Origin of the sequence: Halobacteriovorax vibrionivorans (assembly GCF_003346865.1) — a bacterium.
GTDB classification, from domain to species: Bacteria; Bdellovibrionota; Bacteriovoracia; order Bacteriovoracales; family Bacteriovoracaceae; genus Halobacteriovorax_A; species Halobacteriovorax_A vibrionivorans.
The window spans coordinates 131,698-145,987 of sequence record NZ_QDKL01000001.1 but is presented as its reverse complement, the minus strand read 5'-3'; the positions used below and the strand labels follow the sequence as shown (position 1 = coordinate 145,987).

10 protein-coding genes are annotated in these 14,290 nt (G+C 37.2%); 6 read left to right on the top strand and 4 right to left on the bottom strand.

The window, feature by feature from the left end:
- Positions 1–18 precede the first annotated feature (18 nt).
- Entirely contained in the window at positions 19–2,010 is a 1,992-nt protein-coding gene (locus DAY19_RS00720) for an alkyl/aryl-sulfatase (RefSeq protein ID WP_114705267.1), read from the bottom strand.
- Between the two features lie 127 nt (positions 2,011–2,137).
- The gene (locus tag DAY19_RS00715; RefSeq protein ID WP_167849470.1) at positions 2,138–4,129 is read right to left on the bottom strand and encodes a transketolase C-terminal domain-containing protein; all 1,992 of its coding nucleotides are present in this window, start codon (positions 4,127–4,129) and stop codon (positions 2,138–2,140) included.
- A gap of 268 nt (positions 4,130–4,397) precedes the next feature.
- Here DAY19_RS00715 and DAY19_RS00710 point away from each other — a divergent pair, with 268 nt between their 5' ends.
- The 6 genes from DAY19_RS00710 to DAY19_RS00685 all read left to right on the top strand — a co-directional run bounded on the left by DAY19_RS00710 (position 4,398) and on the right by DAY19_RS00685 (position 9,726).
- Complete coding sequence (locus tag DAY19_RS00710) at positions 4,398–4,637, top strand: hypothetical protein (RefSeq protein ID WP_114705266.1); 240 nt, start codon at positions 4,398–4,400, stop codon at positions 4,635–4,637.
- A 66-nt stretch (positions 4,638–4,703) separates the two neighbouring features.
- Positions 4,704–6,134, top strand: coding sequence for an aldehyde dehydrogenase family protein (locus DAY19_RS00705; RefSeq protein WP_114705265.1), 1,431 nt, complete (start codon positions 4,704–4,706; stop codon positions 6,132–6,134).
- Positions 6,135–6,142: 8 nt separating this feature from the next.
- Positions 6,143–7,813, top strand: a complete 1,671-nt coding sequence (locus tag DAY19_RS00700; protein ID WP_114705264.1) for a c-type cytochrome — start codon at positions 6,143–6,145, stop codon at positions 7,811–7,813.
- Positions 7,813–8,541: a glycerophosphodiester phosphodiesterase family protein gene (locus tag DAY19_RS00695; RefSeq protein ID WP_114705263.1), complete on the top strand. Its 729-nt coding sequence runs from the start codon at positions 7,813–7,815 to the stop codon at positions 8,539–8,541. Before DAY19_RS00700 ends, DAY19_RS00695 begins: the two co-directional genes overlap by 1 nt.
- Positions 8,542–8,552: 11 nt before the next feature.
- On the top strand, positions 8,553–9,197 hold the full coding sequence (locus DAY19_RS00690; RefSeq protein WP_114705262.1) for a hypothetical protein: 645 nt from the start codon (positions 8,553–8,555) through the stop codon (positions 9,195–9,197).
- Between the two features lies 1 nt (position 9,198).
- Entirely contained in the window at positions 9,199–9,726 is a 528-nt protein-coding gene (locus DAY19_RS00685; RefSeq protein ID WP_158536719.1) for an NUDIX hydrolase, read from the top strand.
- Positions 9,727–9,728: 2 nt separating this feature from the next.
- Here DAY19_RS00685 and DAY19_RS00680 read toward each other — a convergent pair whose 3' ends face one another.
- Together DAY19_RS00680 and DAY19_RS00675 are read right to left on the bottom strand one after the other, a co-directional pair.
- Complete coding sequence (locus DAY19_RS00680; protein WP_158536717.1) at positions 9,729–10,244, bottom strand: NYN domain-containing protein; 516 nt, start codon at positions 10,242–10,244, stop codon at positions 9,729–9,731.
- Positions 10,228–14,166 (bottom strand): hypothetical protein, encoded by a 3,939-nt coding sequence (locus tag DAY19_RS00675; protein ID WP_133296846.1) that lies wholly within the window; start codon positions 14,164–14,166, stop codon positions 10,228–10,230. Before DAY19_RS00675 ends, DAY19_RS00680 begins: the two co-directional genes overlap by 17 nt.
- Positions 14,167–14,290 lie beyond the last annotated feature (124 nt).

The window sequence follows — 14,290 nt, the reverse complement described above, 5'->3', positions numbered from 1 at the left end:
CAGAGGCTTTTTTTATTTTTATGGTGTAACGATATTAAATGTTTTAGGGGATATATCTAAACTACTACTTAATTCATTTAAAGCGTTTTGATCTCCATTAAAAGATACGTCATCTCTCTTATTTAATTGCTTAAATGTAGCTGCACCCATTGCTAGTTCAACAAGTTGAGCATGTTTAATTTCAATCTTATTATCACTACTAGAAGCAAGCTCTCTCTGTTTTTTACTAGGTGCTTTGCTTGAATATGTTAAGACACTATTTCTAAGGGAAATATAGTATCGCTGTTTCTTGTCTGTTACATTTAATTCGATTGAAATATCTTTATTCTTAGCTTTCTCGCTATTTACTCGAACGGCCAAGTAATCAAGAAGTAATTCCGTATCCATTTCAGCTAAAATAGCAGGTGAGGCAGTGGCCGAAGCAGGAGCTCCAACGCCATTTCTTAATTCATATGCTCCTTGTGCATAAAAGTTTCTCCACGTGGCATTCTCCGCCTGATAGGCAAGCTGCTCATATGTATCTGCTAAGAGTTGTTTTGCTTTAACATTCTCAGGCTGTGCATACACAAGTTTATTTAGTACTTCTGCTACATATCGATATTCACCTTTTTTAAAGTCTCGTACCGCTAAGTCTAGTACTTTGGCATCCCCACCCATATAGGCAATTGTTTTCTTTGCTGACTCAACTTGTGGAAGGGGATTTAATTCAGCCGGGTTACCATTAAAGAAACCTAAGTACTTATCATAAACAGCTCTTGTATTATGGCTTAAGCTTCCGTAGTAGCCACGATTTCCAAACTCTTTTGCGATATTAGGATTTAATTTAATACTATCGGCAAGCTCTGTTCCAGTCATTCCTTGATTAAGTCGATTTACAGTTTGATCGTGAATAAATTTATATAAATCTCTTTGAGTTGACATAAAAGAGACGACATTCTCATTACCAAATGTTGGCCAATGATGTGAGCTAAAGAGAACGTCAGCATTTCCATATTTTTCAAGCGCATGTTGAATATGTTTTGACCACGCTAAACTATCACGTACTTGTGCGCCTCTTAATGTTTGAATATTATGCATTGTATGAGTGATGATTTCTGCACCACAAAGCGCATTACTTCTTGGGAAGTAGGCCATCATCTCTGTTGGTGCTTCTGCTCCTGGAGTGTAGATAAATTCAATAGGAACTCCATCCACAACTAATCTCATATCTTTATCAATTACCTTTGTCGGTTTAGCTATTGCGTATTCACCGTTTGCAACAAAATTTCCTAGACCTGTTCCTATGGGTCCTTGAATATTGAAATCTAGTGTTCTGGCATACATGTATTCAGCTCTTCTACTCATGGCCGCTCCAGCAATAACATTTTCGCTAACAGACTCATGAGTAAAGCCAACAGGCGCATATACTTTTACTTTTCCACTGTTAAGGTCTTTCTTATTGGCCACACCATAGACTCCTCCAAAGTGATCAAGATGAGAATGTGTGAATATAACGGCCGTAACAGGTCTTCTTTCAACGTGTTTATTAATGAGCTCAAGTGCTGCTCTTGATGTCTCTGTTGCAGTAAGAGGGTCAATGACAATCCAGCCCTTTCTTCCTTTAACAAAAGATACGTTTGCAAGATCAATTCCTCGAACTTGGTAAATGTATTCATTAACTTTAAATAGGCCATTGATTGAATTAAGTTGTGATTGTCTCCAAAGGCTTGGGTTCACTGTTTCAGGGGCGTCGCCTTTTGTTAGATGGGAGAATTTTTTAGGCTCATACACTACCTTTGTTCCATCTTTAGACATAATGGGGGTTTCAATAGTTGCTATAAAGCCTTTATTAGCACTATCAAAGTCTGATTTGTCACTAAAGTCTAGCTCTGAATAAAGTCTTTGATTAGCTTCTTTCGTATAATTTGATGCTGACTTGGATTCTTTATTAAATGTGTAAGATCCACCTCTTGAGCAACCTATTATTACGAGTGTAAGAAGTAAGGTTGGAATTGAAATTCTTTTTTGCATAGATTCTCCTTTAACTTTTCATAGGAGAATAATCGGTTGGGAAGAATCGTTTTATGATAAGAAGGAAGGTTAAATAAGGTAAAGAAAAAGAGAAGGCTTCATTACTGAAGCCTTCAAATGTAGATGATTATGAGAATTGATTGATAATTGCTTCCTTATCAAAACCAAACTTTGCATAAAGCTCTTTGGCCGTATAAGAAGACTGACCAAAGTGGCCATCATTACCAAGAGACTTGATTTCAAACTCAAGTCCTTCTTGCTTAAGAGCGTGGCATAACATTGCTCCTGCTCCCGCTGTCAGTTGATGATCTTCTACTGTTACCATTTTATTACCATTCTTAGCTAGTTGATCCTTGAATGTTTCTAGATCAATTTTATTAATGAATGGGTTATTGATAACTGTTACATCTTTTCCTTTAGCTGATAATTCTTCTGCTGCATCGAGGGCACCTTGAACAAGAGGGCCGTGTGTAACAATAATTCCATCTTTACCTTGGCGAAGAACTTGAGCTTTACCCCAAGTGTAGTCTAAACCTTCAGTGTATGAAACTGGATGCTTTTCACGTCCAAAGAAGAATACTGTTGTTTCAGGGGTTTCACCTTTTTCAACGGCACTTTCATAGTTTTTAATCGCTTGATACATTAGGCTTTCAGCTTCATCTTTTGATGAAAGGGCAACAACGCTTGTATTTGGAATACCTGCTACAGCTGAGAAATAAGTTGTTGCTTGGTGAGAAGCTCCATCAGCAGCATCTTGGAAACCTGTGTGTGAGAAGAGACAGATTACTGCACCTTGAGAAAGTTGAGACATAATTAAAGGAAGGTTTCCTTTTGTTACACCAAATTGTGCAAATGTATCAACAACAGGAATAAATCCTTGTTTTGCCATTCCAACTGCTGTTGAAACCATATTTGATTCAGCAATACCTACATCAACGTAGTTTGCTGGAAATTCTTTTTGAAATGCTGCAACTCCAGTAGAGCCTGCAAGGTCAGCTGTTACTGAAAAGACTGGTAGTCCTTCTTTTGTCGCTTTAATCATTGCATTAGCTAGACCTGGTTGAACTTTATCAACAGGTGTTGAATTAGAAGAAGACTTCGCTTCTGGCTTAGAAGATAAGATTTCATTGGCCCAATTCATAAATTCTTCAGGACACTTATCTCCGCTATAAATCTCTTCTAGGAAAGCAGGAAGCTTTTCATCGTATGCGCCAAGAGGGTAGCCGTGACCACCTGACTTTGCTTCTTGTGTAGATTTAACACCGTAACCTTTAATTGTTTTAATAACGAGGGCAACAGGCTTGGCATCATTTGATTTAGCTTTTGCAATATTTTCTTCAATTGCTTGATAAACTCTTTCTAGATCGTGTCCTTCTTCAACACGTACTAGATCCCAGCCCTGTTCTTGAAGTGAAAGGAAGCTACCTTTCATATCGTAGCTATCTTCTGTAATTCTTCCACCAAGCTTTGTATCATTATCACTAATAATCATTAGGAATGGATTCATTTTACCTTTCTGTGCAAGGCCTGGAATTGCTGCCATTGCTTCACGGGCCTCTCCTTCCATGCATCCACCATCTGAAATTACACAGATTGTTGCACGGTCATTACCAATGGCCTTATCTGCAAGAGCAAGCCCTTGTGCTTGAGGAAGTCCTGAACCAAGTGGCCCATTAGAAATGAAAACACCTTCTGGGTTTAGGTGAGCTTCACCGTGTCCAGTTAGTTTAGAGTTTATTGAACGAAATCCTCTTAGACTCTCAAAGTTTAATCCATCAAATCCTAGATTTGCTCTTAAAGCATAGATTCCGTTTTCAGCATGTCCTGCATCGTTTACGAAATTATAATTTTCAAACCAATTTGTTCCACTTGAGAACATGATTGAGTGAAGGGCACTCATCATTTCTGCAAATGCTGCTGGTCCACCCCAGTGACAAGCGGCTCCGCCAATAACAGCATGTTGATTCATTAATGCTACAAGGGCACGAGTTGCTCTTGGATCAGCTAATGTAATCTCTTTTCCGTTTTGGTCTTTGATTGTTGTTGCATAGATTGGTTGTTTTGTTGGTGCTGTTGCTAATTTGTTTTTAACGTTTAATGGCCTGATCTTAGTCGTCATTAATGTCTCCGAATTCATTGATTTTCAATAACTTATAAAAGGTATCATGAGAGAAATTTTTCTGGCCAGTCATTATTTAGGACGGCCAGTGTCAAAGGCTTTTGACAGTTTTCTTTGGCACAATTGGCCCAGAGTGTCAGCGCTAAGTATTTGGAATTATAACTAACATAAATTTTTTAAGTTTTATTCTGAAATGACGATAAAATATATGGAGACAGATATCAATAATTAATATGGAAATTAACTTTAAGAGAAGAGGATTCAAGAGATGTGTGATGCATGTTCAGCCGCTGGAAGAAATTGGTCTCTCGCAAACGGACCGCAGCGTAGTAAGCTAGTTAAGGCCAAAATCTTTTCTGCATTTAACGGAAGAGAGATAAAGGTTAAATTATGTTACTTATGTTCCATCAAACTTTTTATTGGTGGTGAGAAATCATTCTTACGCGAAAACCCCTCATTTAATGTCGAATTAAGCAACCAGCATGCTGGAAGTGAATTTGATTTTTAGATTTTATTATTTGACCCATCAAATTTTATCTAGATAGAATACCACCTTAGACAAGGTGGTTTTTTTATGCGCGAATACTCACAATTTCATTCTTCATTTGTGGCAAACGAGTTCTTGTCCGCAGATGACTCTCTTCATGTTAAAGATAAGTACACTCAAGAAACGTTAGGGGAGATCGGCTTATTATCTCAAGAGCAATTTGATCATGTCGTTAATTCGTCTAAGAAAGCTTTTAAAAATTATCAAGAATTCGATAGTGCACAAAGAAGTAATCTTCTTTTTAAATTAAGAGATGCTCTAGAGGATGAAGCAGATTACTTTGCTGATTTAATTTGTAGAGAAGCAGGTAAGCCAATTAAATATGCACAAGCTGAAATAAGCCGCTGCTTAGAAACAATAAAACTAGCTGCTGAAAAAGCACGTCATCATTCTAGTGAGACACCTGATCTAAGTTATGGACCGGGTGCTGATAAGATGGCCATGATTCAACATGAGCCAGAAGGAATTGTCTTTGGTGTTTCACCATTTAATTTTCCACTAAATTTAGCTCTTCATAAAATTGCCCCAGCACTAGCTGTTGGTTGCAGTGTTATCGTTAAACCTTCACCGTCAACACCAATTACTCTTTTAGCTTTTGCCAAGCTCCTTTCAACAGTTGGTTTTCCAAAAGGTATTTTAAATGTCGTTGTCTGTGAAAATGAAGTAGCACAATTATTCTTAGAAGATGATCGAATCAATGTTTTCTCTTTTACAGGAAGTGCGAAAGTTGGTTGGGAATTAAAAGCAAATTGTGGAAAGAAGAAGTGTCTTCTTGAACTTGGTGGCAATGCGGCCGTAATCGTTAATGATGTGGATGAACTTGATGAAGTTATTCCCAAAATTGTTAATGGTGCATTCTTATATGCTGGCCAAATTTGTATCTCTACTCAAAGAGTTTATATTGCAAGTGAGATTTACGAGGACTTTGTTTCAGCATTCTTGGAAGAAGTTGAGATGGTTGCTTCAGGAGACCCTAGTGATAAGCTCATCACAAATGGGCCTGTTATCAATGCAGCAGCACTTGAGCGCATCCATAGCTGGGTACAAGAAGCTATCAATAAAGGGGCCGATCTACTATGTGGTGGCCATGTTATCGATGAAGAGCATAATATCTATGCACCTACGGTTTTAACGAATACTGATCCTGATATGAAGGTAGTAAGCGAGGAAATCTTTGGTCCGGTCGTGATTCTAGAGCCTTATGACTCATTTTCTGAGGCAATTGAACTTGTAAATGATTCAAAATATGGCCTACAAGCTGGTGTTTTCACAAACAGCTTAGTAAATATGAAAGAGGCAAGTCGAAAAATTAAAGTTGGAGGATTAATCTTCAATAATATTCCAGGATTTCGTATGGATGCAATGCCATATGGTGGAATTAAAGACTCTGGTCTTGGTCGCGAGGGAATTGCTTATGCAATGGAAGATTACACTCGTAAAAAACTAATCTTATTTTAGGGGAAAGAATGAAAGCACTTTTATTATTCGTATTATGTTTCAGTAGTTTTGCATACGCTCCAGACTGGGGAAGAGATGTTCGATTAGAAAAAGGCGAAAATAGAGAAAACCTATATAAACTTTCAAATGAAGAATTAGAAGAAATAAAAGAGCACGGTATTAAGCATGCTCTTAAATGGCCTGTTGATGTTACAGGTCTTTATATTCCATATGATGCTTTTGAGAATTTCTTTGAATTAAAAGATGAGAAGTTTGTAAACTTTGTTCTAACTACTCTTGGTGAAAAGAAATTTGGAGTAGATAGTGTTGAATCATTTTTTCAATGGTTAGGACTAAACCCATATAACGATGAGAATGCAACTGGCATTTATCGTATCCCATATCCAGATGGAGAAAGACCTGATTACTATATGGGTGCAAGTATTGTGGATACAAAGTGGGGGAAAGGACTTACTTTTAGTTGTGCTACTTGCCACTCTGCAAGCCTATTTGGAACAAGTGTAATGGGGCTAACAAATAAGGCCGTTAAGGCCAACGAGTTATTTGTTAAGGCAAGAAAGCTTCTTCCTTTAATTCCATCAAAAATGTTTCAAAAAGTAACTCATGCAACTGATGGTGAAGTTGAAATGCTTCGTCGCTCTCGTAAGAATATTGGTGCTGTTGGTGCAACTTCTCCAATGGTATTAGGGCTTGATACTTCACTTCCTCAAGTTGCCTTATCTCTTGCTCGTCGTAAGACAGATGAGTATGCGACAAAATCAAAGCTAACTCAAATCTTTCCACGTTTTAATCCACTAGAGACAACAGTTGCTGATTCAAAGCCTGCTGTTTGGTGGAACCTAAAATATAAGACTCGTTGGTTATCTGATGGTTCTATCGTTTCTGGAAATCCAATCTTTACTAATTTCTTGTGGAATGAATTAGGTCGCGGAACTGACTTAAGAGAATTAGAGAAATGGATGCAGGATAATCCTGATATTATTCGTGAATTAACGGCAGCTGCTTTTGCAACAAAGCCACCACGTATTGATGACTTCTTCGATATTTCTCGCATCGATATTAAAGCGGCAAAAAGAGGTGAGGACGTCTATAAGGATCGTTGTCAAAAGTGCCACGGTGAATATCAGAAAAATTGGTCTCTACCATTTTCAGGTCTAATGTCTAAGAGTGAGCAGATCAAAACTCGCAAGGTTATTTATCATGAAGAAACTCCTGTAAAGGATGTTGGAACAGATCCTCTTCGTTACGAAGGGATGAAGTATTTTGCTGATGACTTAAATGAATTAAAAATTTCTAAGTGGATGAAAACAGTCGTTGAACCACAAGTTGGATATGTACCACCACCGCTTGATGGGATTTGGTCACGTTATCCATATTTACACAATAATTCGATTCCAAATCTATGTGAGTTAATGACTCCTCCAGATCAAAGAGTGAAAACGTTTTATCAGATACCATCTGATGATCCTATCTTAGACTTCAATTTTGAGTGTAATGGTTTTCCTGTTGGAATGGATATCCCTGATGAAAGACGTATTCCAGAAGCTTTCTTTGATACTTCTAGACCTGGTCTTTCTAACTCTGGACATTACTATCGTATCTTCACTGATCGCGATGGGAATGAATTATTAACTCAAGAGCAGAAGGCCGATTTAAGAGTATTTTTAAAGACATTATAATGGAATTTTATCTCGATACTTATATTGCTCACAGAGGGCTTCACTGCCACGAATGCCCGGAATGCCCAGAGAACTCTCTGGCCGCTTTTCAAGAAGCAGTTAACCACGGCTATGCTATTGAGCTTGATGTTCACTTATCAAGTGATGGGCATGTTATGGTCTTTCATGACGAGACCCTTACGCGAATGACTGGCAGCAACGGAAAGGTATCTCAATATACCCTAAAGAGCTTAAAAGAACTTCGCTTGGCAAAGGGAGATGAGGAAATACCAACTTTAAAAGAAGTCCTCGATCTTGTTCAAGGAAAGGTTCCTCTTGTTATCGAAATTAAAGTCATCGACCACGATGGTGTCTTAGAAGCTGAGGTTATGAAGTTGCTTCATAACTATGATGGAGACTATGCAATTCAGTCATTTAATCCAATGACATTAAAATGGCTTCGCAAGCATTACCCAAGTTTAACGCTGGGGCTTTTAGTTACAAGAGATTTTAGTGATACAAAGCTTAGTCGTCTAAAACAAAGAATCTTGGCCAATATGACTTTTATTCCAGTTATTAGGCCAAATTACATCGGTCTAGATATTGATACTTATTCAAAAATTCAGCTGCAAATTATCAAACGTTTCACTTTCAACCATCTGGTCTTTTGGACTGTCAGAACAAAAGAACAAATGCGGACAGCAAAGCGATTAGGTGCTAATATAATATTTGAGAATATTAAACCTTAATTGAGTCGTTTATGAAGAAGTTCGCATCATTTATTATTGTCGTCGCTATTATCGCTACGGCCTATCTATTATTTCAAAAATTTAATACAGGAAGTGACACTGCTGGTGTAAAGGAAAGTGAAGTCATGGTCGTTGAGTTTGAGGACCGTGCCGCACCAAAATTAGATAATGAAGATTCTGATCCGGTAAAAGTTGAGGATGTGGAAGATGAAGTGAGTTCCTCTCGAGAGGGCCTTCTGATCCAATCGGATGAAGAGCTTGATAAAAGACTGGAAGAAAAAGAAGAGGAATTTGATCGTCTTGAAGAGCAATGGCTAAGTGACGTGAAGGATCTTTTCTTAAATGAGCTTCAGTTAACGGAACGTGAATACAAAGATTATCTAAATATGAGAGAAGGACTTTTTAGCGACAAGATTGCTGCTTTTGAAGATATGCATGATCAGCTTGAGGCGAAGTATGGAGAAAACTATACTTATAACCCTACAGAAGAAGAGATGGCCTTTGATCGTGAAATCCAAAAGAAATATGACGAGCTTCTTTTGAGAAAAATCGGTAAAGAAGCTTTTATTAAATACCTTGAACTGAGAGATCGTACTAACGAAAAAATACTAGAGAGCACAAAACAAGACGATGCTGCTCTTCTTATGGAGTTCTAGTTTGGAAAAATGGATTATAAAATCACGTAAGCAAGAGCATCGTGGAAATATTTTTCTTTACGAGACAATTGATGCTCACCATCCGACAAAGCCCATCGCTTGTGGCCCATATGATATTATTCGCCTTGCTGACTGGGTGAATGTAGTGGCCATCACTGAAGATAATAAGATCATTCTTGTTGAGCAATATCGCTTTGGCATGGATGAGATCACTATTGAGACTCCGGCCGGCGCTATCAATCGAGGGGAAGATCCTCTTGTTGCAGCTAAAAGGGAGCTTGAGGAAGAAACTGGCTATATTAGTGACGAGTGGGAGAGTCTTGGCCGTGTTAGCGTCAACCCTGCTTTTATGACAAATAGTGCTCATTTCTTCTTGGCCAAGAATTGCCGCCCTGATGGAGAGCAAAACTTTGACCCTGATGAAGATATTGAATTAGTGATTAAACCTGTCTCAGAGCTAAAAGAGGTCCTTAAAAACATGGATCACTCACTAAGTGAGCTATGTATTAGCAGGTACCTCTTAAAATAGTTCTATTTCTTATGCTTTCTCTTGTTATTTCTATTTGGACGACTTTGTCCAGGTAGCTCAAACCAATCACTTTCATCGATTTCATGATAGTAATCGGCCTCTTCAACAAGAAGGCCAGAAGTTGTTTCAGGAATTGAGGCAATCTCAACACGCACACCTTCAGATCTAAGGTGGCGAACTAGCTCTATATAGTCAGAGTCACCAGATAATATGATGATTGTATCGACTTTTGAGGCAAGTTGAGTTGCTTTAATTGTAAGTGGGATATCTGCACTTTTGTGACAAGGAATAACTGAACCGTAGTAGTGGTTATGTAGTCTCTCTGTCAGCTTTGATGAGATATTCTTACCTTCTCTAAAATAGATTAGGCGATTAAGACCGCGGTTATCTAGTAACTTTGGGATAAGAGTGTCGAAGTTAACCATTGTATTTTGGTTATTTGTGACACTGTGAATGCTTCTTTCAATATTGTTACCGTCGATTAAGATAGCAACAGTTTGATTAATAAAAATTTCCATAAAATGCTTCGCTTTCGTCTGATTGGACATAGTCAGCATGGCATTGTCTGATTTGCTCTACGAGCATATCAGTCGACATCCCTTTAAAGATCTCATTGAGTTCGTCCTCATCAACATCTGTTCTTCCGAGCGCACAAGCTGCTAGCTCTTCTTTAAACATAATTGAAGGATCTTCAGGTTTTCTCTTATCTACAAGGAATTTCAGTAGCTCACTAATATCAAGCCTTTTGGCCTTGAATTTTTTGAAATACTTCTTAAACCAAATATGAGTCCAAGCAACATTAATAGCACCTGGGTCTTTATGGTATTTTAGTAGATAAAAGAATGCTGTACGTCCAAAGGTTTTTAATTTTCCTTTAAGTTTCGCAATACTAATAATTGCATTCTTGTATGCTTGTTCATAACCACGATCAAGATCTCCTTGGTCGAGCTTATTATCAGCATTTTTATCAAATCTAATATAAGTTGATTCGATATTTAACATTGCACCGATAACTAGTGTGAAGTCCTTTGTTCTCCACCATACCTTATCGATATCTTCTACACTTCTTGAGAATACTTCGACACCTTCAATAAATTGAACGATGTGCTCTCTACTATTTGCATCCACGTATTCCTTTAGACGTGGGAAATATTTTGAAAGGTTCTCTTCATTCTCTCCAAATAGTTTATCAAAGAATTTCGTACGAATACACTTTGACTCCATAACTTTGAACCCGTTCTCATCAATACGATGTGAACACTCATTTTCAGCGTAGAGATTATCCTCAAGTAGAGAAGTCATCTTTGCTGCTGTAAAGATTAGTTCAATAAACTCACTTACTTCATCAAGGTTGATATAAAGGTCACCACCAGAAGTTGCCTGGAAGAGATCTGATAGAAGTAGAATATTTTCACCAAATGTCTTAAAGTCATCAGTCCAAAGTCCCATTTCTTCAAGAGCTGCCTTTAAACCAACTAGAGCGTTATTGAGTTGGTTATCTCTTAGGCCTTTCGATACTCTTGGGTTAGTCGTGTCTCCTTCAACAGCGTACCCTTCAAGTACGTAAGGAAGGACATTCCTAAAGAGCATGATTGAGTTAAAACCTGTCTTATTTCTTACGATTTGCGCTTGATAAGTAGGGAAGCCATCTTTATTTCTAAAGTAACGGAAGTCCCTTGCTACCTTTGCAAATTCCTCTGTCAGGATAACGTATGACTTTTTCGTAATTAATTTGTACTCAGGTACTTCTAATTCCGTTGGGAACTCTCTCTGATCAATATAAACTGGGTCAGGAGATTGCATACGATCACTGAAGAATCTAAACGTCGCATCAGAGAATAGTTGTGCTTCAATTGCTCCATCGATGATTTCAAAAATACGATCTATAGCATCACTTGAGATCATGAGATCAAAGTTTTCACTTCCCGGAGGATCAAGTTCAGAACAAATCCATTTTGAACTACCTTGCTTATCTGGATCATATGCAGGGTTTGGTTTACATGGAATTGGATACATTAACTCTGATCGAGGAACTGGATCAAAAACTCTTTGAGTGAACTCAATTAGAGTTCTCTTAAAGTTATTCATATTGATAAGATCGGCCTCATCTTTAGGCTTATCTTTTCGACGATTAATTTCTAGTAGGACTTCATTTGCAAAACTTAGAATATCCTTTGCTGAGAAGAAGTCTCTCTTTTCAGTTACAGGGTGAAGGATTGACTTCACCTTACGGATTAACTTTAGAGCAGTTGCCGTATTTTGAACTGAATCGGACTCAATAGAGAAGTCTGTAAAGAAAGCATCATATAATACTTCCGCTAGGCCTTCTGACATTTCAGTTAAGTGGTATAAGTCGTCTCTATTGATGATTAAGTTATTACCACCAAGTACAAGCCCTTTTAAAGACATTGCTTGAGAGTAGAGTGCTGTATTGAATTCTTTCTTAAATAGGGCCTGAGATTCGTCTAGGCGTAAAATAAGTGACTTGATTAAACCATCTTGATTAACAAAGTCTTTATTAAGTAGGTAATTTGATAGCTCTGCCTTAATTGAAAGGAATCGATTTACATAGTCTTTTTTCGAAACAAGACTTCTTGTCGTCTCCTCTCCATCTTTCATCTTTTTAAAGATTTCAACATTCTCAATATGAAAATCTAGGAATGCTAAGTAGCGATAGACAATGGCCACAACATTTACTGTCGATTTAAGCTCTTTAAAAGAAAGGTGCTCAACACTTGGTGGAAGACGTAAGATATTATCTTTGTAGTTTCCAACAAGGTTTTTAAGAGCGATTCCTTTTTCTAAGTCTTCAGGCTTTTTAAAGAATTGTTCAATAATATTATTAATATCAGTTACTGTAATAACATTGTCGCTATCTAGTTCATCAAGCAGAAGATCCTGAACTGAGCGAACTTGAGCTAAGAAGAAGTTATTCTTTTCTAAAGATGTTTTTTCAATATAGTCCTTAGAAAGATACATCAGATCAAAGAATAGGGCAGCGAGTGGATCTGTCTTACTTAGAATCGTTAAAAGCTCTGGTAGTTGTAAAACTTCTCTTGTTCCACCTGTTGTTAGTACTTTTAGAGCAAGAAGAGAGTTTGTAAAATCATCTCTAATATCTAATTCGTATAACTCAATAATATCATCTGCAAATTGCAGAATATTCATTTGGTGATCACGAGGAATTGTAATGTCTTCATTTAAAAGTTTCTTAGCATTAGTACTAAGCTTTCCAATTTCTGCACGAAATTCTTTTTTGATTACAACCTTGCGGTCAAAGTCTTTATCTTCGATTTCTTTAACTAAGTCAGTTAATATATTTACCGACTCAAATGAGCGAATCCCTACATTAATTAAGCTAAGGGCAAGTTCTACATCAGAATATGAGAATACTTCTGGATTACCTCTGATTAGATCTCGTTTCGCGTAACGAAGTAACGCTTTTAGTTTTCTATTTGTCTCTTCATTTGTTCCCAGAATTTTTGAGATGATATCATCTGAAGTAAAGAACTCGTCGATGATATTATTGATATCATCAATAGTGATGATATTCTCTTCTTTTTGGTGCTCGTAAACATAGAGTTTTAATTCTTCGATATTATTTGCAAGCTCATTAAAGTAAGCTGAACCATCTTTATAGTATTCTTTCTTTAGGAAGAAGATATCTGCAATATTTTCTAAGAACACTGGAAGAAAAGTAAATAATTGGGCGAATTCATCAGAGTCAATATAGATTCTCGATCCACCAAGAAATAGCTTCTTAGCGAATAGAAGAGAGTTGATAACTTCTTTACCAAGTTTAAAGTCTTTTAGGTCTTTCGTGATATCTAAAATTAGATCCTGAATATCGATGGCCTGTGCAGGACCTGGGATATCTCTTAGAATTACATTGATATTATCTGCAAGAACATTTGATTGTTGTCTCATTTGAGCAGAAAGTTTTTCGTACTCTTTTAAAGTCTCAACTTTTTGCATCTCTTTAACTGTATCAACAATCTTTACACCAGAGCGATTAATCTCTTTTAAGATAGCAAAGAATGAATCAATTTTTGAACGAGACATTTGTCCTGGGATATCTCTTTGAAGTAGAGAGTTTAATTTAAAGAGTAGATCAAGCCCTTCGATAATATCGTCAGCAGAGCCAGGAGGGTTGTTCATATACTTTCTAGCAAAGCGTACGATGTCTTCTCTAAAGAAGAAGCGCTTGTCACGACTTTCAACATATTTGAACTTATTTAGGGTGTCTTGGACACAATTAAGCTCTTTTTCAATATTAACTTCAAATATTTTCTTAATTCTATCGGTGTCGATTTTACAACTAGCTGAAATCCCGTCGTACTCAGCGATATCTGCTCCGTCGACTGGGTCATCATTAATAAATCCACATGAGGAAATGAGTAAAGAAATTGCTAGAAAAGCAAAGAAATTACGTAATTTCAATGTGTTAATGTACTTGTTCATGTTGTTCACGATAAAATTCTAGAAAATTTCTAGTTAAATGAAAAGGAATAACCGTATAATTTGTAATGTTTTTGCAATGTGCGTTAAGTTTGTACACATAATC

Coding starts and splice junctions, on each gene's coding strand:
- DAY19_RS00720 (WP_114705267.1), bottom strand. CDS start 2,010: ATGCAAAAAAGAATTTCAATTCCAACCTTACTTCTTACACTCGTAATA.
- DAY19_RS00715 (WP_167849470.1), bottom strand. CDS start 4,129: ATGACGACTAAGATCAGGCCATTAAACGTTAAAAACAAATTAGCAACA.
- DAY19_RS00710 (WP_114705266.1), top strand. CDS start 4,398: ATGTGTGATGCATGTTCAGCCGCTGGAAGAAATTGGTCTCTCGCAAAC.
- DAY19_RS00705 (WP_114705265.1), top strand. CDS start 4,704: ATGCGCGAATACTCACAATTTCATTCTTCATTTGTGGCAAACGAGTTC.
- DAY19_RS00700 (WP_114705264.1), top strand. CDS start 6,143: ATGAAAGCACTTTTATTATTCGTATTATGTTTCAGTAGTTTTGCATAC.
- DAY19_RS00695 (WP_114705263.1), top strand. CDS start 7,813: ATGGAATTTTATCTCGATACTTATATTGCTCACAGAGGGCTTCACTGC.
- DAY19_RS00690 (WP_114705262.1), top strand. CDS start 8,553: ATGAAGAAGTTCGCATCATTTATTATTGTCGTCGCTATTATCGCTACG.
- DAY19_RS00680 (WP_158536717.1), bottom strand. CDS start 10,244: ATGGAAATTTTTATTAATCAAACTGTTGCTATCTTAATCGACGGTAAC.